The following is a 21,353-nucleotide window of genomic DNA, read 5'->3' as shown; positions in this document are numbered from 1 at the left end:
AAGAACCGTCCCTGCGGCAGAGACGGTTCTTCACTGTTGCTTAATTAGCTGCGATCATTGCGCAGTGCTTTGGCTAATTCAAATGGTGTTTTGTTCTGGATGACTGTATAACCTGCATTGCGATAGCTGTCGGCTGCTTCGCCTGTGCCAAAAATAACTTTGACTTGCTTATCGCCAATCTTGTTGACAGCGCATCCTGCGATTTCTTTGTTAGCGAACCAGATGGCATCTGTCTGTTCGTCAACCTTGGAAGCGAGCTCGACTTCCTGGATTCCGAAGCCAAGTGCTTTAAGACCTTCCACTTCTTCACGTACATCATCTGCACCGATTACGGCGATGGACTTTTGGCGAAGGCCGCCGTCAGCACGATCAAACGGGGAAGTAAGGAGCCATTTGGATACAGATTCCTCATTATGTGGCAGCTGCGGTTCTGTTCCTGTAGCTTTGGCAATCGCCTGGTCCAGATCACGCAATGTATCTTCTGTTGATTCGAGACCAACCGCAAGACGGACAAGCTCTTCTGTTACGCCGCTTTTCTTGAGACCTTCCTCATTCAACTGCTGATGTGTTGTAGAAGCAGGGTGGATGATAAGAGATTTTGCATCACCAACGTTTGCAACATGGGACCACAATTCAATGTTGTCTATTAGCTTGCGTCCTGCTTCGCGTCCGCCTTTAATACCGAAAGTAATGACAGAACCGAAGCCGGATTTAAAGTATTTCTTCGCAGCGGCATGTGAAGGATGATTCTCAAGTCCAGGGAAGTTCACCCATTCAACGCTCGGATGGCCATTCAAATATTCAGCGACTTTAATTGCATTGTCGTTATGGCGCTCAATGCGCAAATGCAATGTTTCCAAGCCTTGTAGAAGGAGGAAAGCGTTCTGCGGGCTGATGCAAGCACCGATATCGCGAAGCAGTTGGACGCGTACTTTGATTGCATAGGCAACAGGTCCAAGGTCTGCATATTTCAATCCGTGATAGCTTTCGTCTGCTTCAGTGAATTCAGGGAAACGTCCGCTTGCTGCCCAGTCGAAACGTCCACTGTCTACGACTACGCCGCCGATTGCTGTACCATGTCCGCCCATCCATTTCGTTGCAGAGTGAACGATGATATCTGCACCCCATTGGGCTGGCTTGCATACATAAGGCGTTGCAAATGTGTTATCAATAATAAGTGGTACACCGTGCTTGTGAGCAACTTGTGCGACACCTTCAATATTGAATACGTTCAGACTGGGATTCGTAATGACTTCTCCGAAAATTGCCTTCGTCTTATCTGTAATTGCGTTTTCAATCGCTTCAAGATCTCCACCATCGACGAACTTTACGTTAATGCCGTATTTCGGCAATGTATGTACGAAAAGATTGTATGTACCGCCGTAAAGGTTGCTGTCAGCGATAATTTCATCTCCTGCACCCGCAATATTCATAATGGCCATTGAGATTGCAGCCATTCCGGAAGAGAAAGCGACAGCAGCAGAACCGTCTTCAAGAAGCGCAACACGCTGTTCGAAGGCATCAACTGTCGGGTTGCCGATTCGAGTGTAAATGTTACCTGGTTCGGCAAGTGCGAATAGGTTCTGGGCATGCTCTGTATCTTTGAAAACGTAGGAAGTAGTCTGATAGATCGGCACCGCACGTGAACCGGTAGTCGGGTCAGCGATCTGACCGCCGTGGAGAAGCTGTGTCTCCGGATGTTGGAAATTGAATGAACTCATGAAATGATCCTCCTTTGAATTGTTTTGAGGGAATTGGACCGATTTATGAAAAAAGCGCACCTGTCTTCACGTGGAAGAGGGGATGCGCTTTTAAGTCCGTCCGCCTCTTATCTGTCAGTTGTGCATGCACATCTGTAGGATTTGGCACCATGAAAAATGAGATGTCTCCCGATTCCAGGTTGCCGGGCTTCACAGGGCCTAATCCCTCCACCACTCTTAATAAGAGATATATGATTTTGAATTTAAAAACAATTTTAACAGTCAGAATTTAATAAGTCAATTCTAATTTTGCTTGCGCCTTTTCCTTCCGCGCATCAATGAACTCATATAAAGGAAGAGAGCTGCCCAAATCAAAGCGAAGGCAACTGCATGTGCTCTTGTAAATGGTTCATGATACAGGAATACGCCGAGCAGAAGCATCAATGTCGGTGCCACATACTGGATGAAACCGATCAGTGCGAGCGGGATATGTTTGGCACCGGTAGCGAACAATAGCAGAGGTACTGCTGTAGCAATGCCTGTCCCAATTAAGAGCAGGTCGCGTTCAGTCAGTTCGGTAAATGTAAAACCGCTGCTAGTAGGCGCTAACCATAAGTAAATGAGCGCAATTGGGGTGACGACGAGTGTTTCAATAGTGAGACCTGTCATCGCGCTTAAGTTGACTGTTTTCTTCAGAAGGCCATAAATGCCGAAGCTGAAGGCAAGGACGAGGGAAATCCATGGGAACTTTCCGAAGTCAAAAGCCATGTAGAGTACGCCCACGACAGCAAGAATGACCGCTGCGGTCTGCCTGCGTGTCAATGATTCCTTCAAAATGACAATACCGAGAAGGATGCTGACGAGCGGATTGATGTAGTAACCGAGGCTTGCCTGGATAACATGCTCTGTGTTCACTGCCCATATATATGTGAGCCAGTTCAGAGTGATGACAAAAGCAGCAATGACGATTTTCGCCAAGTTTCGTTTGTCATGCAATAGCATTCTCGCTTCAGTAGTGAACTTCTTCCAGCCGCCACTTACTGTAAGTGCGATAAGCATGAAGACAAATGACCAGACGATTCTTGCCGCAAGGATCTGATCAGGAGATACGTCACCGAGCAGCTTCCAATAAAGTGGCAGAAGCCCCCATATGATATAAGAGATAAATGTGATGAGAATGCCATAATTCATATTCGTGTTTCGCTCCATGATGCGAGCCTCCTTGCATAAATAAGTTTTACAATAGAAGCGAAAACAGTTTTTCCATTTGGAAATATGGACAATAGAGCAATTTTACAGATAGAGAAGAGGAATGGCAACCGTCTCATAGGGGAAATATAATATGCAAGCAATCCATTCCCTGCCTTTCTTTATATGAATATGCTATATTGGAATGAGCAAATAGTTCGGGTAGGAAGGGGGACATCCAGTTCATGCAGCTGCACATACACATCATGCCTTACATACTTACAGCGATTATGGTTTTCAACCTGGTTCTAGCGTTCACAATCATTTTCCTGGAACGCAAAGATGCAAGCTCGACATGGGCCTGGCTCATGGTTCTGTTCTTCATACCGATCGCCGGTTTCATCCTCTACCTGATTTTTGGGAAAAGCTTGCGTCACAAGAAAATCTTCACCTGGGACTTGAAGAATCGTCTTGGCGTTAAGAAGGCTGTCAATTTCCAAAGAAGGACCATCGAAAATGATCTTTTCATATATAAGAAAGATTTCCTTTCTGATTACAAAGACCTTGTCTACTTGCATTTACGCAATAATGATGCGCTCTTTACACAGGATAATAAGGTTGAAGTGTATACGGATGGCGAGAAAAAATTTAATGCTCTTATAGAGGACTTGAGTCAAGCGAAAGACCATATCCACTTGCTTTACTATATTATTCGTAATGATGAGCTTGGCAAGCGGCTTGCGGATGTGCTTGTAAAAAAGGCGCAGGAAGGTGTCGAAGTGCGTGTCCTTTATGATGATATGGGCTCGCGCACGCTAAGCAGGAAGTTCATTCAAAGACTACGTGATGCAGGGGCGAAGGTGGAGGCGTTTTTCCCTCCAGTCATTCCGAAGATCAACTTCAAGATCAATTTCCGCAATCATAGAAAACTCGCGATTATTGATGGAGCGACAGGTTATATCGGAGGATTCAATATCGGAGATGAATACCTTGGGAAGGATCCGAAGTTCGGCTATTGGCGTGATACACATCTGCGGATTAGCGGTGATGCTGTTCGCCATATGCAGACGCGCTTCATTCTTGACTGGAACCAGGCTTCAAGGAATGAGATGCTTCACGAGGAACGCTATTATGCTTCGGTTCCATCAGGCGATACAGGTGTCCAAATTGTATCGAGCGGTCCCGATTCAGACTGGGAACAGATCAAATATGGCTATCTGAAAATGATTTTGTCAGCGAAAGAAAGTATTTATATCCAGACTCCTTACTTCATTCCGGACGAGAGCTTGAGTGATGCTGTCAGGATTGCTGCGCTATCAGGAGTTGATGTAAAAATCATGATTCCGAACAAGCCAGATCATCCTTTTGTCTATTGGGCTACATTGTCCTATATAGGGGACATGCTCAATGCGGGAGCGGAGATTTATATTTATCAGAACGGTTTTCTCCATGCGAAGACAATTGTCATTGATGGTAAGGTCGCTTCAGTCGGAACTGCGAATATTGATGTGCGAAGCTTCCGCCTGAACTTTGAAGTAAATGCCTTCCTATATGATGATCATCTGGCGCAGAAGCTCTGCACGGCTTTTCATGAAGATGTGAAGCTGTCGACTCAGATGACGAAGAAGCTTTATGCAAAACGTTCCATCGGAATCAAGTTTAAAGAGTCTGTATCGCGGCTGTTATCACCAATATTATAAAAACAGAGCGCCTCTTCCGACAGGAGGGGCGCTTTTTTGAAAGAAAAAAAGCAAGATATGTCATTACATTTCTTGCTTCAGCTCGAATATTCATGTTCCTCGGTTTGTACCCATTCTTCGGCCCACTTTTCAAGTTCCCCGATGACAGGCTGGATAGCATGTCCTTTTTCAGTAAGTGAATATTCTATTCGGACGGGGTATTCCGTATACACGGAACGATTCACCATTTCCTCGCGTTCAAGCATTTTCAAACGTTCGGAGAGCAGCCTTCCGCTGATCGGAAGATTTGCTTCCATTTCAGAGAATCGCCTAGGGCCTTTGCACAGCTCAAAGAGTATGAGGCCGACCCAGCGCTTACTGATAAGATGCATGGCGCTTTCGAGTTTCTTACAGAGATGTTCTTGCACCAGAAATCCCCCCTCTTATGGAATAATTGCTTTAAAACATTAAGAATAATTAGACTATTTAATTGATAAAGCATACCACATTTTTTGGGATATGAAAATCCCAATAGAACATTTTTTTCGAATAGAAGTATTGGTGAAAAAGGAATAGGCAGCCTTGTAAGGGCTGCTTATTTTAAGGTGAAGCCGAAATTATCCGAAACCGTCACATAGAAATCCAGTTTTTTCTCATCATATTTAATGATTTCCCTGGAATTCATTCTGACGGGCAGCTTCATATAATTACGGTATTTGATATAAACGGAATAGCTGGCTGAGCCGATTTTACTAATATGTTCATAAGGTATGGAAGTTTCATAGAGATTGTCCCCGACGAATTTGATTGGGAATTCTAGCTCATTCAAATCGTTATGTCGCTGTCTGAACACAAGTGTCTGGATTTCGTCCTTAAAATCTCCGTAAATTCTGTATTGAAGAAGCAGCCTGTCTGATTCTGTGATTGTTGCATGGTGAAGTGCGAGCATATTGATCCGAGCCGATTTGATTTTATTCAGAGGCAAATGATAATAAGGCAAGCTGTTTTCAATATAGAAATCCTTCGTACTGACATTCCGGTTCCATTCAATCAATTTTACAAGGTCATCATAGGCATCCATTCTGAACAGCTCGATGAGTCTCTTGTGCCAAGGCTCGTAGAAGCTATCCAAAAATTCATAACGGAGATCTTTTGTAGTGTCGAGAACTTCCTGGAATTTCTCATAGTATTTTTCCTTCTCGGTCGAACGGAGGAAATGACCTCTGTCGAATAGACGCGTAATACAGTCAAATTCATACAATCTATTCAGTACCATCTTTTCCAATTGAACAGGGAGGTTCTTGCGTTTTACATAATTGATTAGAGATATATTTGTATCGGTTTTCTCGAAAATAGTCGTTGTTGTTGTCAGACTCATATTATCGCTGTAGCGGTTGGCATAATAGATGATTTCTTTTGAAGTCGAGATCGTTTTGCACTGTGTAATAACGTCTATGAAAAACTGCTTATCTTCGGCGAATTTCATGTTAGGGAATTGAATGTTTCTCTCTTGAAGAAAAGCGGTGTTCATCATTCTGGCTGTCGGACCCAAATGGTGGAATATCCGGTCGATGGAATACGGGTCGATGGACTCTCTGTCTGCCCAGTTGTTGTATTCACCGATGATGTATTCGCCTTTGTCATCTACTTTGATTGTCTTGCCTACAGCATACTGGTCGTTTGTCTTTTCGAGCAAATTGTATAGCACTTCTATTCCAGCTCCGTGGAACCAGTCATCTGAGTCAATGAATGTAATATATTTTCCCGTTGCAAGCTGTATGCCGAGATTCCTGGGAGTTGCCGGAGAGCCGGAATTCTCCTTAAGGAAGACAGGGAAGATGTTGGGATAGTCTTTGCTGTAATCCAGGATGATTTCTCTTGAAGAGTCTGTAGATAGGTCATCTATTATAAGTAGCTGAATGTTCTCGAATCCGATTGTCTGGGCAATGATGGAATCAATTGTCCTTGCGATTGTTTGTTCAGCGTTATAAACGGGCATGACGACCGTAACCTTATAATCTCCTCTAATTTTGTAGTGTATATAATAGCCTTCATTGTTGTACTTGATGCGTTTTAAGAATTTCTCTTTATCCATGAACATATAATTCAATTTGTTGCTCAGCAAAGCCATTATTTCTCCTCCGAATCTAAAAAACAGCAATTTTACGTCATAGTAGTTAATAACCTGCCCCCGAGAAAATCATTCCTCGATATAAAATGGCTTTTATGAAAAGTTATTATTGGACTGTTATAGTTTACCAAACGGAGTAAATATAAACAATTTAGCCACTTTAAAATGTTTGTTAAGAATATGAGCATCCTCTTTCATTAGAAATGCCTTTTTGTGGGATAATATAGATGAGAAGATTTATTTTGGGAGGGTATCAAATATGCCAAGTAAAGAAATTCTGGAAAAGTATGCAGAGTTGGCGCTTGTAAAAGGTGTCAATTTGCAAAAGGACCAGGCATTGATGATCAATGCGCCAATCGAAGGGGCTGATTTTGCCCGCATCGTTGTGAGAAAGGCGTATGAACTTGGTGCAAAAGATGTCCTCGTGAACTGGGCAGATGATGAATTAACATTACTTAAATATGAGAATGCACCGGAAGAAGTTTTGAAGAATGTACCGGAGTGGCGTGTGAAACTTCATGACTGGATTACGGAGGAGCGGGGAGCAGTCCTTTCTATCAGGGGAACGAATCCGGACCTGCTCGGCGGCGTAGATCCTGAACGTGTTGCCATGGCTTCAAAGGCGGCAGGAGAAGCGATGAAGAACTTCCGCCAATATACGATGAATGACCGTATCACATGGTCCATCGTCGCCATTCCAACAGGGGACTGGGCACAAAAGATTTTCCCTGGTCAGTCTAAGGAAGAAGCAGTTGACAACCTTTGGGAAGCCATCTTTAAAATTGTTCGTGTTGACCAGGATGATCCGATTGAAGCGTGGAATAAGCATAATGCGAAGCTGGAGAAAGCTCGCGGTATCCTGAACGAGAAAGCTTATAAAAAGCTAATCTTCAAGGCACCTGGCACAGACCTTGAACTTGAACTACCTGAAGGACATATTTGGAAAGGTGGCTCTGCCATTTCTGAAAAGGGTATTGAGTTCAATCCGAACATCCCGACTGAAGAAGTGTTCTCCATGCCGCATAAATATGGTGTCAATGGCACCGTTGCAAGCACTAAGCCGCTCAACTACGGCGGCAGCCTGATCGACAACTTCAGCCTGACATTCAAAGATGGCAAGGTAGTTGATTTCAAAGCTGAACAAGGAGAAAAGGTGCTTGAGCATTTGCTGAACACAGATGAAGGATCACGCCGTCTTGGTGAAGTGGCACTCGTACCGCACGAGTCTCCAGTCTCTCAGTCTGGCTTAATTTTCTACAATACATTGTTCGATGAGAACGCATCATGCCATATCGCACTTGGCAAAGCCTACCCGACAAACATCGAAGGCGGCTCATCCATGAATGAAGAAGAACTCGACAAGCACGGCGTCAACGATAGCCTTAACCACGTCGACTTCATGATCGGTTCCGAAAAGCTCGATATCGACGGCGTTAAACCCGACGGAACAACCGAAGCCGTATTCCGAAACGGAACTTGGGCAATTACAATCTAAATTCGCGACGTCCTGTCGCAACGATTGCACTAGTACTTCCTGTACGTCGGAAGTGTGAAGATGGCTTGATCAGAAGTGCAGCTCATAAGTAGAATTGCGTAAGGCTAAAGCTTTTCCAAGCCTGTAGCAAGGCTACTTATGACGCAAACTTCTAGCCATCTGAACCGGACAGACGAAGTGTGAAAACAACTCGTCCAGAAACGCAGCTCATAAGTACGCCGGGCTTGTCTGCTTTTTCAGACATGCTGAATAATCGGGAAAGTTGTTGGAATCCCGGCAAAAAGTGTTGGAATAAAGCGTGTGAAGCATTGAATCTGGGTGGAAAGCAGTAGAATACACACAAAAATTAAACACAATAGAATATGCCCAAATAAAAAACCCTCTGTACCGAGCTTGGCACAGAGGGTTTTCTTTATGCTTCCATTAATTTATTTTTCACAAGGACACCTTTGATTGCAGTATAGCTGCATTCCTCAGGGAGGGCGTCGCGCAATTCTTTCAGCTTCGGGGGTTCATCAAATTGTTCGCGTGCGGCGAGTACCATTTTTTCCTCCTTATCTGTAAAGAACAGATTCCAGCTAATTGGATAGCCCATTGAGGCTGTCTTGAAAATATGGCTTTCAATTGTCTGTGGAGACATGTCGCGCATGGCGGCGATTTCTGTAATGGACTTGCCACTCTGGAACAAGTCATAGCTGATCCGGTGACTAGACCGCTCATCTGATGACTTCGCTGTGCGTTCCCGCTTTGTCATAGAGGATCCGGAGGAAATCCGGGTTGCCGGTTTGACATCAGGATGTTCCGCACTCCACTTGCTAACGACTTCAAGGAAGACTTCGCCATAGTCTTGATATTTTTTACGGCCGACCCCTTTGATTCCGAGCATTTCTTCTTCAGAGTCGGGCAAGTAGCGGCTCATATCTTTTAAAGTCGCGTCGGAGAAAAGGACATATGGCGGCAGATTTTTTTCGTCAGCGATTTTCTTACGCAGCTGGCGAAGTAGATCGAATAGCTCTGCATGTTCGCCGAGTTCCTCTGTCTGTGGAACAGTTACGACATGCATGAAAACTTGTTCTTGTCCTTTCAGCACATCAACAGATTTGCTGTTCAGTTTCAGGAGTGGGAACTTGCCATCTTCCATGGAAAGAAGCTGCTCCGCGACAAGAAACTGGATGAATTCGGTCAACTCTTTTTCGGTGTAGGCATTCATGATGCCGTATGTGCTCAGTTTGTGCAGACCGAAGTCGAGAATTTTCTTGTCTTTGGAACCGCGAAGAACTTTGGCTGTCATGCCGACACCGAATCGTTCGCCCATACGTTTTACACAGGAAAGGATCATCTGCGCTTCTTCTGTCATGTCGACTTTTTCTTTTCCGCGCAAGCAGTTACTGCAATGTCCGCAGCGCTCGGCCTTTTCCGTATCATCGAAATAATCAAGTATGAAAGCACTTAGGCAGTTCTGCGTATGACAGTAGTTCGTCATGGCGCGGAGCTTGGCGTACTCATGCTGTTTGGCCTCTTCATCCATTTCTGATTGTTCGATGAAAAACTTCTGCAGCTGAATATCTTGTGGAGAAAATAGAAGAATACAGTCGCTCGGTTCGCCATCACGACCAGCTCTCCCAGCCTCCTGATAATAGGATTCGATGTTCATCGGCATCGCATCATGAATGACAAAGCGGACGTTGGATTTATCAATTCCCATTCCAAATGCATTCGTCGCAATCATAATTGGAATTTCATCGCGAATAAAAGCATCCTGTGCATCTTGTCGCTCTATCTCAGACAGTCCAGCATGATATTTGCTAACGGGGAAACCACGGCTTTCCAAATAATTGTGCAATGCATCGACCCGTTTGCGCGTTGCCGTATAAATGATGCCCGATTGATCTGAGTTTTTCTTCAGGAAATCCCGGATATAGTCGTCCTTGTTCTTTCCTTTAACAAGGAAGAATGATAGATTATCACGGGCAAATCCGGTTTTCACGACATTCGCCGTTTCAATATGAAGCAAGTCACAAATATCTTGTATAACCGTTTCTGTTGCTGTAGCAGTCAGGGCCATGACGAACGGCACATTTGTCAGCGTCTTGAGATTGGGGATGATGGAGCGGTAGCTCGGACGGAAATCGTGTCCCCATTGGGAGATACAATGCGCTTCATCGAATGCAATAAGAGATATCCGGATTGAACGCAAGATATTCATGAACATTTCCGATTCGAATCGTTCTGGTGCAACATAGACAAATTTATAACGGCCGCGATTTATGTCGGATAGACGCTGTCGAAGTTCACTGGATGAGACAGAGCTGTTGATGCATGTTGCGGGTATCCCTAATGCGAGAAGTGAATCGACCTGGTCTTTCATGAGGGAAATCAGCGGAGAGATGATAATGGCGGTTCCATCAAGTGCCAGACCGGGAATTTGATAGCAGATTGATTTGCCTCCACCAGTTGGCATGACGGCGAGAGTATTAAGATGGCCCACAGCTTTCTGGATGACATCCTCTTGTCCGGGGCGAAAAGAATCATAGCCGTAATATTGCTGCAGCAGTTTTGTTTCCGTTGTTAACAAATAGGACACCTCGTTTCGACTTTTATCTTAACATAAATTTTAGAAGGAAACCGACTTGCGCTTGGTAAAATAAGAGTTGCGACCGAGAATACGGCGCTCGCAAATGGCGCCAGGTAAACGCACGAAAAAACGTCTTACTCGCACGTCAGCACAGAGTAAGACGCACGATTTTGGCCCCGCTGGCTATCGTTTTACTTTTCTGGATGTGCCATATAGAATGTCCGTAACTATCGAAAAGTTGGTAAAGAAAGGGGTTTGCAGCATGCCATCCATTCTGTTTGAATTCATGCTGATCGGTGTTCTGGGGATCGGCTCGCAGTGGCTTGCCTGGCGCTTTAAGTTTCCGGCAATTGTGGCGATGGCCGCGATGGGATTGCTGATTGGTCCAGTGCTCGGTCTAATGAACCCTCAAGAGGACTTCGGAGAACTTTATAAGCCAATCACTTCTGCAGCTGTTGCGATCATCTTATTCGCAGGAAGTGTGAATTTGAGTTTCAAAGAGCTTGGCGAATTGGAGAAACCGGTTTTCAGAATTTCAACGCTCGGTGCGCTTATTGCCTGGCTCCTTGGTTCTCTTACAGCTCACTATATAGCTGGGCTCTCCTGGGCGGTTGCATTTACAATCGGGGCTTTATTCATCGTGACAGGCCCGACAGTTATCCTTCCGCTCCTTCGCCAGTCAAAATTGAAACCTCGACCTGCCAAAATCCTGAAGTGGGAAAGTATCGTTGTAGATCCGCTCGGTGCGCTACTAGCAGTATTCGCATTCGAAATTATCGCCTTCTTCTCGGCTGAAGATCCCAGCTTAAGAAAACTACTCACGTTTTTCGCGGCTTCCATATTTGCGGCTTTCTTCGGCTGGATCTGCGGTAGGCTTGTCGGATGGTTGTTCGAAACGGGTAGAATGCCGGAATATCTGAAATCCCCGGTTGTATTCGTGGCTGTTATTTTCTGCTTTGCTGTACCCGATGCAATCGTTTTGCAGACAGGATTGCTCTCAGTTACGGCGATGGGTATTACACTCGCCAATATGCAGATCAGTTCATTAGCCGATATGCGTCATTTCAAAGAAAATATATCAATTTTGCTTATTTCGGCGATTTTTATCATGCTTGCCGCATCATTGGATATGGAAACGATCCAACAAGTATTTACACCCCGTGTCATTGGCTATGTTGTATTAATGATGATTGTTGTGCGTCCGCTATCAATATTCCTTTCGACCATCGGCACGAATTTGACATTGAGAGAAAAGACGCTTGTCGGCTGGATTGCTCCACGGGGGATTGTGGCACTTACAGTTTCAGGTTATTTCGCCAATGTATTCGTTGAGGCGGGATATGAAGATGCACATATTCTGACGACACTGACATTTGGTCTTGTCATTTTCACAGTTATCATTCATGGTTTCTCGATGGGGTGGCTGGCGCGGAAACTGGATTTGTCCATGGTCGGTAATCCCGGTGTGCTGTTCATAGGAAGCAGCAGATTTTCAGCCGGCTTCGCATCCGCTCTTGCTCGAGAGAAGATACCAGTACTCATAGTAGATTCGTCATGGGAAAGGCTTAAGCATGCACGTGACCTTGGAATCCCTTTTTATCACGGCGAGATGCTTTCGGAGCAAACAGAATACCAATTGGACACAATGCCATATGACTATTTAATTGCAGCAACCGACTTTGACTCGTATAATGCTCTTATAGGGACTACTTTTGTTCCTGAGTATGGCAGGCGTAATATGTTCCGAATCGTCCCATATGAAAAGAATGATCAGAATAGGAATGACCTTGCTGTTAATGTGGGCGGCAGACACTTGTTCGGTGCAGACATTACGATGACTGAATTGAATGAACGGCTCAAAGAAGGCTTTAAATTTAGTGAGACCGCCATAACCAGACAATATGACTACGAACAATATGTGAATGACAAACATGAAGATACTGTCTACTTGTGCATCTTGAAGCCATCCGGTCAGATTCTTTTTTATGCCAGTGATTCAGAAATAACAGCTGAACCGGGTGATCGTGTGTTCAGCCTAACTTCACCGGAAAAAGAACAAATTAAGATCCAAGAGCGTTTGGAGCAGAAGCAGGATTGAAAATAAAAAATAATGCGGCTTGCCCGCAAAAGCCAGGAGGCGGATATTAGTGAGGAAGACGTTGGAAGGCAAACTGGCCGAAGCGAAGTCAGATTATGTGAGAATCCAGGGAGATATGGATAAGCTGGAGTATGTCAAAGGCCGTGTTTCAGCGGCTGAAGAGCAGCTTATTCGTCTTGAAAAGGAAATCGCAGAAATTAATAAAAGGCTTGAAGAGCTCGCTGACTAAAAAAGGTTGACAGTCATGGAGAAATCCGTTTTAATTAAAAATAACATCATATGCTTCTTCTAAAGGGGAGTAGCTGTACAGCTCGAGTCGTCATTACGGGAATCTTGAATTCCCCGGCTCGGTTGGCAACGAACGGCGTTGTTAGCGAGACCTTTACCACTTTGCGGGTAAGGTCTCTTTTCTTTTGGTCCTGCTCGTATTTTCGGGCAGGACCTTTTCTATGTCCGGGGTGGACAAGATGCAGATGATGACGGGAAAGCGGCTGTAGCAGTTTACCCGGATAATACTTTGGATAAGCTTGTAAAAAGCTCGTTCAAAACAAAAGGAGCATGTTTATGGATTTAAACCTGATATTGGAGTATGGATGGGTCTTGCTCATACTGGTCGCCCTGGAAGGATTGCTGGCCGCGGATAATGCACTCGTACTTGCGCTTATGGTTAAGCACCTGCCAGAAAAAGAACGAAAGAAAGCACTCTTTTATGGATTAGTTGGGGCATTCGTCCTTCGTTTCGGTTCGTTGTTCGTCATTTCTCTACTCGTCGACTTCTGGTGGATTCAAGGTTTGGGAGCGGCGTACTTACTGCTTATGTCCATCAAGCATCTTTATGATAAAACACGGCAGCCAAAGCCGGGAGATCTGGAAAAGGCAAAAAAGGCCGGAAGCGGCTTCTGGATGACTGTTGTGAAAGTAGAATTTGCGGACCTGGCGTTCGCGATTGACTCGATTCTTGCGGCTATTGCTCTTGCCGTGGCTTTGCCGAAAACGAGCTTCCCGAATATCGGAAGTCTTGATGGTGCCCAGTTCTTCGTCGTTTTCGCCGGTGGTATGATCGGACTGATCATCATGCGATTCGCTGCAAATATTTTCGTTGAAATTCTTCACAAACGCCCTGGGCTTGAAATCGCTGCATTCCTGATCGTCGGTTGGGTTGGGGTGAAGCTTGGAATTATGACACTTGCTCATCCTGCAGTCGGCTGGATTCCGGAACACTTCCCGCATTCAGCCATCTGGAAAGTGACGTTCTATGTTGTCCTTGTCGGAATTGCCGTCATTGGCTGGTTTGCGTCCGGAAGAGGATTGAAAGAAGAGAAGTCAGAACAAGCTTAATTCTTTCGTGATAGGGGTATCGGTCTCTGAAGATATTTGATCAAGGAGAAATGTACGATGCCGGTTTCTGTTAAACGCATATATGAGGAGAAATCTGCTGAAGACGGCGTGCGCATTCTCGTCGACAGAGTTTGGCCCCGGGGTGTATCGAAGGAAGCTGCAGCTCTCGACATATGGGCAAAGGACGTGGCACCGTCTGTGGAGCTTCGCAAATGGTTCAATCATGAGGCGGATCAATTTCCGGAGTTCAAAAGAAGATATAAGGAAGAACTCAAGCAGGGAGACCAGCGAAAGGAGCTGGAAGAACTGAAGGAAGTTGTGAAACAGCATAATAAGGAAGTAACACTTCTCTATGCAGCTAAGAATGAGAAACATAATCAGGCACAGGTCCTGAAGGAGATTCTCGATCGGCAGCATACGGAAGATTGACAGAATGAACAGCCTTGGCACATTGCCACGGCTGTTTTTTGTTTCTAATCGCAATGGCTAAAGTCAGACAGGTTGACTGGTTAAGTTTTATAGCGTATAAATGCGAAAGAGAATTATGGGGCTCAAGCCGAATTGATACAGTCGGAAAATTTGAAGGAAGAGGGGTAGAATGTCTTTAACAAAAAAGAAATGGGTTATAGCTTTATATATTATAGTGGCAGCGATTGCTATTGGATTAAATTCGGCTTTGGTCGTTGACTGGCTGAACAAAAGCATGTTCATAGATTACACAATAGTAAACAAATCTGAGATTAATGAGTCTTTTAATCATGGTGCCTCACTAATTTTCCTAATTACTATTTTAATTTATGCAATTCTTGGGAGCACTGCCATGAGTATAGTTGTGACAGATGGGCTTATGGTAGGTTTGGTCATCGCAAATCATATAAAAGTTGAGCAGCGGAATGAATTTATCACTTATTCGGACTTGCGGACAGTTGCTACACCAGGGGAACTATTGTCATTCATAAATATATCGTTCCGAACTGCCGCATTGTTTATTATTGCTGCTTTTATGTTATTCGTCCTTTTACAATGGCTGGCGAGAAAACTCTTGAAACGACTGGATCTGTGGCCTAATGGAAAATCGAGAATCACTTTGTTCCTCATCTCTCTTTTATGTCTTTCCGCGATATGCGTTAAACCGAATGCTTATAACGCGTATATTTTGAAATACAAAGAGCCGCATCTTCATAATTGGGACCCGATGTACCGGGCGCATAGAGATGGCTTTGTACCGAGTTTTATCCATACGATGAAACCGAATTATATGGATAAACCATCCAGTTATAAAAAGGAAAATTTATTGGAGATTTCCCGTAAATACAAAGATGTTGCAAAAGATAAGAATGAGAAACGCAATAAGTCACTTAATGATTCGCAGACGATACTCTATTTAAGCGAGTCACTAATGGACCCTAAACAGCTTCCTGATTTGCTGTTAAATGAAACGCCGATTCCTTATATCTCAAAAATGGCGAGAGAACATATTGGAGGTACAATGTACAGCCCGTACATTGGGGGAGGTACGGCAAACGTGGAGTGGTCGATTTTGACTTCTTTCAGTCTGGAGGACTTTCGGGAGCCGCTTATAGTCACACCATATGCAGATTTCTTCGCCGGTTCGAGAAATCATAATACCGTGCTTAGTTACTACGACCGTCAGAAGGTAGCCATCCACCCTTATACGGCAGAGCTATATAATAGGAAGACAGTTTACAATGTTATGGGTTTTGATGAGTTTCTTTATTTGAATCATGGAATCAAGTATACGAAGAAGCTCGGGACACACCATCGTATATCTGATGAATCATTGACTGAAGAAGTGCTTGAAATGGTAGCAGAAAAGAATCCCGGGCTTATTCATGTGTTGTCCATGCAGAATCATGTTCCATACGATGGGACTATTCCGGAAATGGGTTATCAGCCAAAAATCAATCTAAATGTCTATCCTAAGGAAAAGAGAAAAGAACTCATAAACTATCTGCAGGGAATTCACGCATCAGACAAAGCGATTGAAACGATGATAAAGAAATTGAAGGCGTCTCGCCAAGAAGTGAATATCGTCTTCTATGGAGACCATCTACCTGGAGTGTTTACCGGTATGGAAGATAGATTCGGTACGGATAAACTGCATGAAACACCATGGTTTATCTACATGAATCATGTGAGGAGTCAAGGGGGACAGCATCTTGAAGGGTTATCGCCAGCCTTCATCGTTCCAGCTCTTCTCCAAGAAGGCAACTATCGTTTATCTGCATTCCATAGTCTAATGGACGAACTTTTGAGTAAAGGGGTTAAACGAATAGGGATGGATTACGTTGTTACGGAGAAAGGAAAAGTTCCCAATTATGAACTCCCTAATGATTTGCGAGAAATGATTCATGACTATCATCTCATAGAGTATGATGCATTGTTTGGTAATCATTGGCTTGGCGATACCTTCTTTTCGGAAATCAAATCTTAGGGATTGCAGAGCACTGAAATATATGAATATCACCAAATAATAGAGCAGTCCCGGCAAATGCACGGGGCTGCTTTACTATTTTGATCTGATTAATAATCTATCAAAAGTCTGTACTATACTATCTACTGAATTTTCTTAAACAGGAAAAGTCTCTTAGGAGCGGATTTTTGTCGGATTTCCAAGACTTGTGTACTGCTTAGTAAAATGAAAATTAATTAATTTGATATATAACATGGAATTTACTGGAGTATATTAGTTAATTTATAATAGGGATTTGTATCTAATTACTAATAATGTAATTTTATGGTTGAAAGTTCTCTGCTTTATTGCTATGGTAGATACTGAGCAGGGTCTATCTTTTTGGAAATTCCCTTCTTTCAAAGCAAAATCATTAAGAGGAGATGATCACATGTCAGGCCAAATTATGATGACGCCGGAAGAGCTGAAGTCGAGAGCAAGAACATATGGACAGAGTTCACAGGAAATCGAAGGAATTCTATCACGTTTGAAGAGTCTTCAATCACAATTGAGTGCAGAGTGGAAAGGTCGCGCTTTCGAACAGTTTGATGTTCAGTTCACTCAGTTGGAACCAAAAGTACGTGATTTCGCTCATTTGATGCAGGAAATCAATGAACAATTGAACAAGACAGCTGAAGCAGTTGCACAGCAGGATGAAGCGCTATCACGCAACTTCGGTCTTTCCTGATCAACTAGCCTTAATACATAGCCACGCGACTTCTTGTTGTGTGGCTTCTCTTCTTTCAAAAACCCCTTATTTCTCCCGTAATAATTGCGGGATACGTAATTTAGGAGATGATCACCATGAATAAAACATATGGCCGCATAGCAATCTTCCTTGCACTCATTCTAGTATTTGTGTCCGGCCTCTCATATCTTGCTTTTAATGATAAAACAAAAGATAGAAAAGCACCGCGTCAGGGCAAGGTTATGTCTGTAGCCCTTGTTAATGAAGATTATGGAACTGGATTTAATAATGAACATATTGGGTTTGGCGATGCTTTCGTCAAAAGCATTGAGAGAGATAATACGCATGACTGGCATGTTGTCAGCCGCAGTATCGCAGAGAACGGGTTGAAGAACAATACATATAATCTGATGGTCGTCATACCGAGTGATTTCTCTCAAAAAGCACTCGCCATCAATGAAAAAAGACCAGATGCTGTCTCTCTTCCATATAAAATCAACGCCACTGGCAGCACAAGTGCCAAGGCGGAGGCTGAAGAAGCGGCAAGCCGCATTCTCAATGATATTAACAAGCGTGTCATTGATGTCTATTTTGCAAGCATAGTCGGCAATCTGCAGCAGGCACAGGACAATGTAGGACAAATTGTCAACAAAAGCGAGAAGTATACAAATGCTTATAACCAATCTGTGAGAAGCCCGCTTGCAGGCTACACTGGTCAATTCAAACTTGTAAGAGACTATACGAAGCAGTCAAAGCAGAGCTTCGGGGACTTCCGAAAGGGTCTTTTATCATTTAATGACCAGCTCGCAGCAGATTCGGAAGCGAAAAGAAATCAGCTTCCAAAGCTAATGGATGCACTAAACAGTCAAAAGAATAATGAGCTATTATACGTAGATTATTTCCAGCAACAAAATGCGATGAATGAACAGTTGCAGTCAGATCCGGGTGGCGTAATGGCGCAAGCGAAGCTGCAAAATGAATGGATGCTATCCAAACTTCAAGGAACACCTGAAAACCCGGAAGCGGGCATCCAGGCGAATGTTGATACGATCAGAGGCTATTTGCAAGAGCGATTCAGCGCTGTTCAGAAGTTGAACACCCATCTCGAATCGACTTTGCATGATGGAATCGAGAAGCAGGTGAAGGAACAGCTCGCGGACAGCTTTGATGAAGCGTTTGCTGATAAGGGGATGAATCTTTCTGTCCTCTTTGAAGATCCTGATAAGAAATCAAGGCAACTGATTGAGAAGCATATTCGCAAACTGCCGACGCTTTCCCCTGATGCAATTGAGGCTTCAGGACTGTCGGATGAAACAGAGCGCAGAATCCTCAACACGATTGCTGTGACCAAGAGCTATAAAGAGGATTTTGGTGAAGTTTCAAATGGCGGAAATGGAGATGTAACACTGCTTCCGGAACAGGTGGAAAAGATAAAGGATCGTCTCGTTGCGGATGGAATCGATGTTACGGATACAGTTCGTATCGATAAAAATGAGAATGGCGGACAGAAATTTGTCCTCATCGTACCGAAGGGGTTCTCTGTTACGCAGCTTAATGTATCGCTTCCAGGCGGATCCTCAATTAATTCATCAAGCAGTGTGCTTACATTGCCGGCGAGTGAAGCTGGCCAGATGAGTGTTCGTGCGACTTTCAAACTGGATGATCGCAATATGGACCTCGATGTGCTGAAGCCGCTCGAGTGGGGCTGGACATTGGAACAGAAGGATACAGGAGATGCAGGTTCTGAGGAATCCGGAACAGCTGAACAGGTCAATGCGCCAGGAGGCAAGATTGTCTTCACCCGTTTGAACAACGGGGTTGAAGAAACAACAACAGAAGATCCTGCAACGACTGAGCCGAAGGAAGAAGAAAATCAGTCAGCAGATCCTGCCTCTGAACAAGATAAGTCCGAAACAACTGAGAAAGACAAAGAAGAAACACCTGCCAAGCAAGAGCAAGAGAAAGAATCAGATCAGAAGGACAAAGAAGACAAACAGCAAAAAGAGGAAGAAAAAGTACCTTCAAAAGAAGAGCCTTCCGAACCTCAAAAGGAAATTAACAACAATACAATCCGTCACAAAGTACAAATACCGATCTTCGACGGGTCAGCAGAAGATGTTGTTGAAGAAGCAGTGGATAGTCTTAATTCATATGAGCAGCTGGCTTCCCTATATGAAAGCTACTTCGGTCTTAATATGAATGCAGGCAATTTGCAAAGCGAGCTTAAAGACAGCAACTTGAAAAGTCTTGCAACAGAGAACTCTCTATATTATCTATTCAACAACAAAGATATCGGCGGTATGTTCAAGCAGTATGCGATTGCGCAGATCGCAGATAATCTCGCAGGCAAATTGGAAGAGCCTTTGCAAGAACTTACAGGAGAAATCAACGCTTACAATGATCTTGTGAACAAAACGGACGAGCAGGCGGATCAGCTTGCAGATAAAGTCAGAAGTGCGACTGAGGAAGCACTGTCAGTGAGCAAAGCCCTTGATGAACAGATGGCTGCTGCTGAAGCCTGGAGAGAAGAAAGCCTGAAGCTGCTTGACGAAAAGAAAAAACTCCAGGATGCAAATGGACAGACAGCGACAATGAATTTCGATGGCGGGTTCAATGATCTGCTTACTGCAAGTGAATCTGTAGCGAGCCGCTCGAACTTCCAGCTTGCTTCAGCAGAATCTGTCTATGGAACATTCGAACAGATTGATAGCCAGGCTTCCGCTATCCAGAAGTCGGGAACGGATCTCGTAGACGAGGCGAACAACCTTTCCAAGAACATGACGGACAAAGTGCTGAAAGATAAGCAGTTCGCTCATAATTTCAAAGATGTACTCGCCAATAGCCGTGTCGGTGACAAGTTGAATGAGAATCTGTTCAACTTCCTATCCAATCCAGTACAAACGAAGAATAGTGGAACGATATTCAATGATCCTAAGGAATTGGCTAAGGAATCTGTACCGCAGTATCTTATTTTGATTGGCTTCATCGTATCCTTGTTCACTGCTTATGCAATCTCAACATTGAAAGCAGGACGCAAAGCGATCGACAAATTTGAATCTGGAGAAGTGCCGTTGTATCGTGCCAACCTTCCATTTGCCGTGATTGCGGCAGGAGCGGCACTCGTCGAAGGGCTGCTAATGGGCATTCTATCAGCCTACTATTTGGAGGCGGAACAGACAGAGGCAATCTGGTGGACACTTGCAGTGATGTTAATGATGCTTGCGATGGTTCTTGTCTCGACATATTTGTTGAGACAACTGAAGATGATCGGCATGTTCATCCTGCTTGGCGTATTCAGTCTCTATCTGCTCACAGCAAACGGTGGAAGTGGAATCGGACTAGGCAGCAATATGCAGGCGTACTCGCCACTTAACTACCTTGAAAACTATGCAGGTCTGCTAGCCTCAGCTTCAGAAGGGACATGGAAAATCACAACGGTTCTTGTAGTGCTTGCGCTGGCAGGAGCTGTGCTGAATCTCTTTGTTCGTCATCGCCAACAGCCTGAGATGGAGGAAGAAGATGCGCACGAAGCTATTTAGCCTTCTGCTTCTTCTTCTCATCCTCACTCCCTATGCTGTAAATGCGGAAGCTGAAGATGAAGGGAAACTGAAAATCCAGATTGACCGTATCGGTGAAGGAGAGAAAGGAAGCAACTCTGTTGAGACAGAACTGGACAAACGCTTCCCTGAATTATTCAAGCCGGAGACGGAAAAGACGATAAAGCGTCATCAGAAACAGAAGGAGTCGGATATACGTTCGCTTCAGGACAAACTGTTCGAAGAGAGCGGACGATTTGATAACAATCAAGACAAGCTGACTGAGCAATTATTTTCAGCAGATTACACAGCACCAGAGAGAAAATCGGAAGAAGAAACAGATAGAGAAGGTCCATTCAGCATTTTGATCATTGCGGCACTAGGAGTTTTTGGCGCTGCAATGATCGCTCTTCTCTTCTGGACATTCCGCAAGATTGCATAGGAGGCAGTCG

The 21,353-nt window shown here is 44.2% G+C and carries 15 protein-coding genes and 1 riboswitch; of the genes, 10 read left to right on the top strand and 5 right to left on the bottom strand.

Annotated features, from left to right (window positions below):
* Positions 1-44: 44 nt before the first annotated feature.
* Entirely contained in the window at positions 45-1,721 is a 1,677-nt protein-coding gene (locus tag QR721_RS11820; RefSeq protein ID WP_348027210.1) for an O-acetylhomoserine aminocarboxypropyltransferase/cysteine synthase family protein, read from the bottom strand.
* 104 nt (positions 1,722-1,825) lie between these two features.
* A riboswitch (SAM riboswitch) is annotated at positions 1,826-1,947 on the bottom strand.
* 56 nt (positions 1,948-2,003) lie between these two features.
* The gene (gene rarD / locus QR721_RS11815) at positions 2,004-2,909 is read right to left on the bottom strand and encodes an EamA family transporter RarD (RefSeq protein ID WP_348027208.1); all 906 of its coding nucleotides are present in this window, start codon (positions 2,907-2,909) and stop codon (positions 2,004-2,006) included.
* Positions 2,910-3,145: 236 nt separating this feature from the next.
* On the opposite strand from rarD, the gene cls reads away from it, so the two are divergent.
* Complete coding sequence (gene cls, locus QR721_RS11810; protein WP_431189546.1) at positions 3,146-4,588, top strand: cardiolipin synthase; 1,443 nt, start codon at positions 3,146-3,148, stop codon at positions 4,586-4,588.
* Positions 4,589-4,665: 77 nt separating this feature from the next.
* On the opposite strand, the gene QR721_RS11805 is transcribed toward cls, so the two are convergent.
* Together QR721_RS11805 and QR721_RS11800 are read right to left on the bottom strand one after the other, a co-directional pair.
* Complete coding sequence (locus QR721_RS11805; protein ID WP_348029840.1) at positions 4,666-4,959, bottom strand: winged helix-turn-helix transcriptional regulator; 294 nt, start codon at positions 4,957-4,959, stop codon at positions 4,666-4,668.
* Positions 4,960-5,162: 203 nt separating this feature from the next.
* Positions 5,163-6,698: a glycosyltransferase family 2 protein gene (locus QR721_RS11800; protein WP_348027205.1), complete on the bottom strand. Its 1,536-nt coding sequence runs from the start codon at positions 6,696-6,698 to the stop codon at positions 5,163-5,165.
* A 259-nt stretch (positions 6,699-6,957) separates the two neighbouring features.
* Here QR721_RS11800 and QR721_RS11795 point away from each other — a divergent pair, with 259 nt between their 5' ends.
* Positions 6,958-8,193: an aminopeptidase gene (locus QR721_RS11795; RefSeq protein ID WP_348027203.1), complete on the top strand. Its 1,236-nt coding sequence runs from the start codon at positions 6,958-6,960 to the stop codon at positions 8,191-8,193.
* Between the two features lie 412 nt (positions 8,194-8,605).
* On the opposite strand, the gene recQ is transcribed toward QR721_RS11795, so the two are convergent.
* Positions 8,606-10,768, bottom strand: coding sequence for a DNA helicase RecQ (gene recQ, locus QR721_RS11790; RefSeq protein ID WP_348027201.1), 2,163 nt, complete (start codon positions 10,766-10,768; stop codon positions 8,606-8,608).
* Between the two features lie 262 nt (positions 10,769-11,030).
* Here recQ and QR721_RS11785 point away from each other — a divergent pair, with 262 nt between their 5' ends.
* The 8 genes from QR721_RS11785 (at position 11,031) to essA (ending at position 21,343) form a co-directional block, all read left to right on the top strand.
* Complete coding sequence (locus tag QR721_RS11785; RefSeq protein ID WP_348027199.1) at positions 11,031-12,866, top strand: cation:proton antiporter; 1,836 nt, start codon at positions 11,031-11,033, stop codon at positions 12,864-12,866.
* Between the two features lie 49 nt (positions 12,867-12,915).
* On the top strand, positions 12,916-13,095 hold the full coding sequence (locus QR721_RS11780) for an SE1832 family protein (RefSeq protein WP_348027197.1): 180 nt from the start codon (positions 12,916-12,918) through the stop codon (positions 13,093-13,095).
* Between the two features lie 335 nt (positions 13,096-13,430).
* Complete coding sequence (locus tag QR721_RS11775) at positions 13,431-14,204, top strand: TerC family protein (protein ID WP_348027195.1); 774 nt, start codon at positions 13,431-13,433, stop codon at positions 14,202-14,204.
* Positions 14,205-14,261: 57 nt separating this feature from the next.
* Positions 14,262-14,633, top strand: coding sequence for a DUF488 domain-containing protein (locus QR721_RS11770; protein ID WP_348027193.1), 372 nt, complete (start codon positions 14,262-14,264; stop codon positions 14,631-14,633).
* Between the two features lie 169 nt (positions 14,634-14,802).
* The gene (locus QR721_RS11765; protein ID WP_348027191.1) at positions 14,803-16,659 is read left to right on the top strand and encodes an LTA synthase family protein; all 1,857 of its coding nucleotides are present in this window, start codon (positions 14,803-14,805) and stop codon (positions 16,657-16,659) included.
* A 409-nt stretch (positions 16,660-17,068) separates the two neighbouring features.
* Positions 17,069-17,365: a WXG100 family type VII secretion target gene (locus QR721_RS11760; RefSeq protein WP_348027189.1), complete on the top strand. Its 297-nt coding sequence runs from the start codon at positions 17,069-17,071 to the stop codon at positions 17,363-17,365.
* A gap of 116 nt (positions 17,366-17,481) precedes the next feature.
* A complete protein-coding gene (gene esaA, locus QR721_RS11755; protein WP_348027187.1) occupies positions 17,482-20,904 on the top strand; it encodes a type VII secretion protein EsaA in 3,423 nt (1,140 codons plus the stop codon).
* Positions 20,885-21,343 (top strand): type VII secretion protein EssA, encoded by a 459-nt coding sequence (essA, locus tag QR721_RS11750; protein ID WP_348027182.1) that lies wholly within the window; start codon positions 20,885-20,887, stop codon positions 21,341-21,343. The genes esaA and essA overlap by 20 nt, the downstream gene beginning before the upstream one ends.
* Positions 21,344-21,353 lie beyond the last annotated feature (10 nt).

This window comes from Aciduricibacillus chroicocephali (assembly GCF_030762805.1).
Lineage (GTDB): Bacteria > Bacillota > Bacilli > Bacillales > Amphibacillaceae > Aciduricibacillus > Aciduricibacillus chroicocephali.
Note: the sequence above shows the minus strand (reverse complement) of the source record. Positions and strands in the feature narration are given on the sequence as shown.